This window comes from Lentilactobacillus sp. TOM.63 (assembly GCF_030361045.1).
In the GTDB taxonomy this organism is placed as follows: Bacteria; Bacillota; Bacilli; order Lactobacillales; family Lactobacillaceae; genus Lentilactobacillus; species Lentilactobacillus dabitei.
Map to the genome: position 1 here is coordinate 1 of NZ_JAUCAP010000143.1, position 2626 is coordinate 2626.

Genomic DNA, 2626 nt, shown 5'->3' on the forward strand with positions numbered 1-2626 from the left:
CCTCATACTTAATTAATAATTCTATGGTACTCAAAAAGACGTCTACGAAGTAGACGTCCAGTTATTTAGTGCTTACAGTTATTTTCCCAGTTGATCTCTTATAAATAATTGCCTGGTCATAAACACACAGTACGCGAGCGAAATCCCCCAAGCCAATGGGTTTGAATAGCAGATTGCCGTGAAGCCGGCAGCGCCCATTGCGAAGAAACTCCCTAACGAGCGACCAAGCAGTTCGCCAAAGCCGGAAATAATGGCGTAAAGACTATGCCCCCATCCCTGCAAAGTATTTCTGAAGATCATGAGTAAGCCATGAACTGGGAAGAAGAATGAAATAATTGTCAGGTATTCAACGGCACTCCTGGTGGTGGCAGGGACACCACTGCCAAGAACCATCGTGACGAGAAAAGTTTTTGATAAGTTCACGATGGCAAATGCGCCAAGCGAGTATCCGACTTGGATTAAGATACCATTGGTAATTCCCTGCCTGATTCGGGTACCGTTTTTAGCCCCAAAGTTTTGAGCTTGATAAGTGGCCATGGCGGCGCCAACACTTTCCATCGGCAGGGTGAACAACTGGCGGATTTTGTCAGCGGCAGATTGAGCGGCAACCATGCTCGAACCCAGCAGGTTAATGGCATCCTGCATGATGATCGCGCCAATTGCGGAAACACAGTATTCAAACCCCATGGGAATTCCAACGGCAACCATTCGTCTAATATGAGCCAAGCTAAATTGCCAGTTGTTCTTTACGAGCTTTAATTTTGAGTTACCAACGAAGAAGAGGCCAATATTGAGTAAGCCACCGACAAACTCACTAATTACGGTTGCCCAAGCGGCACCGGCAATCCCCATATGAAATTCAAGGATGAAGATCAAATCGAGAATCACATTTAAGATTAGTGAAACGATTAGAAAATGCAATGGGTGAATGGAATCACCAAACGCTCTGAGCGCTGCCGCTGAATAATTGTACAGAATATTGGCAGGAATGCCGGCAAATGAAATGATTGTAAACACCCATGTCATCTCGATAATGTTGCTTGGTGTATTTAACAATTTTAGCAAGGGCGCTGCGAAGATGATCATTAATGGGGTCAAAATTAGAGCGACGATCGCACTCAGCCAAACACCATTGGTGAAGTAGCGCTTAGTAGCCAAATCATCGTGGGCCCCAATACTTTGAGAAAGGGGGATGCTATAGCCAATCGAGCTGCCCTGAATAAAGCCGATTATCAGAAAACTTAACGGGTAGTATGCCCCCACGGCCGCCACGGCATCAACGCCGATCAAACGGTCAACAATCAAGGTGTCGATGAAGTTATAGAGTTGTTGAAACAGCGAGCCACCGACTAGGGGTAATGAAAACACGATTAGCCTGGTTAAGGGATTTCCTTGCGTTAGATCTTGTTTGTTCATAGCGCCAACAAACCTTTCAAATTGATTAGGTTGGTTAATATATAGTTAGTGAGACTGGGAATAGGCTTTTAGATCCCAGAATTTAACGGAAAAATGCGATCAATCCCGGTTTTGGAATGATCGCATTTTTTCGTTAAATGGCAGGGATCTGCCGTTTGTCGCAGCTTTCTACAATATAAAAGTGGTGATCAAAGTTGTCATTACAAACTGAAAATGACTAATGTCCCACCCTCACTTTTTTCCATATAACATATAAATATAGGTTATTTACTTTGATTCATCAATGGGGGCAGAGGTTGCTTCCTCGTCGTAGTTTCGGAAATAATCCGGGTAAGCATCAAGAACTTGGTGGCGTTCCAATAACATCAAATGCAGATGTTCATTAACAAGATATTCCAGGTCGTCAATGTTTTTATCAACCACAGCCTCAAAAATATTCTTGTGTTGCGTATAAATCGTGCTCCAGTTCAAGTCCATTTCTTTTAACCGAAGTCGGCGGAAACGGTTTAACTGGGTGTTGTTAATTTGCAGCCAATCCCAAACGATCTCTTTATTGACAACCTTATAAAATTCATGGTGAAAATCCTGATCCAAATCAAAAAAGCTATCTGGATTGATTTCACTAGCCGTTTTATCCTGCTCACTAAGATTTTTCCGTAACGTTGCTAAAGATTCATCTGAAATATTAGCGGCAGCACTTAACATAATCTTAGGTTCAATGCATTCGCGGACGAATCTGGCGTCCTTAGCATCTGCCATATCAATTCTGGTGATGTAGGTTCCGCTTTGGGGAATTACTTCGATCAAGCCCTCTCGCTCGATCCGGATGATTGCCTCTCTGACAGGGGTTCTGCCTAATCCGAGTTCCTGAGATATCGTTTTCTCTGATATTTTTTGGCCAGGGATGTAGTCAAAGTGAATGATTTTATATTTAATTTCGTGGTAAGCATCGCTGCGCATATTATCCATCATACTATTCTCCTTTATAACAACCAACATTATAGCATATTAAAATCAAACAACCAGCCCGAAAAATAAGGGTGTTGACAATCTGATATATCAGAATATAATTAACTTGGAAGCGGATTCAGAACACTGATGTATTAGTTCCGCTTTTGTGGGGCGGTTGAAGCTTTTAGGACAGCTGCGTAAAGCAACAATCTGCACGTAAGCACCTCGAACAAAAATTCCAGAACCAGGAATTTCTCTC

The 2626-nt window shown here is 42.7% G+C and carries 2 protein-coding genes; both read right to left on the minus strand.

Going from position 1 to position 2626, the window contains the following annotated elements; translation table 11 throughout:
* Positions 1–78: 78 nt before the first annotated feature.
* Entirely contained in the window at positions 79–1416 is a 1338-nt protein-coding gene (locus QUF07_RS13635; RefSeq protein ID WP_289427985.1) for an MATE family efflux transporter, read from the minus strand.
* A gap of 267 nt (positions 1417–1683) precedes the next feature.
* Positions 1684–2388 carry a GntR family transcriptional regulator gene (locus QUF07_RS13640; protein WP_217165433.1) on the minus strand — a complete coding sequence of 235 codons (705 nt, stop codon included), beginning with the start codon at positions 2386–2388 and terminating at the stop codon, positions 1684–1686.
* Between the last annotated feature and the right edge of the window lie 238 nt (positions 2389–2626).

Coding starts and splice junctions, on each gene's coding strand:
- QUF07_RS13635 (WP_289427985.1), bottom strand. CDS start 1,416: ATGAACAAACAAGATCTAACGCAAGGAAATCCCTTAACCAGGCTAATC.
- QUF07_RS13640 (WP_217165433.1), bottom strand. CDS start 2,388: ATGATGGATAATATGCGCAGCGATGCTTACCACGAAATTAAATATAAA.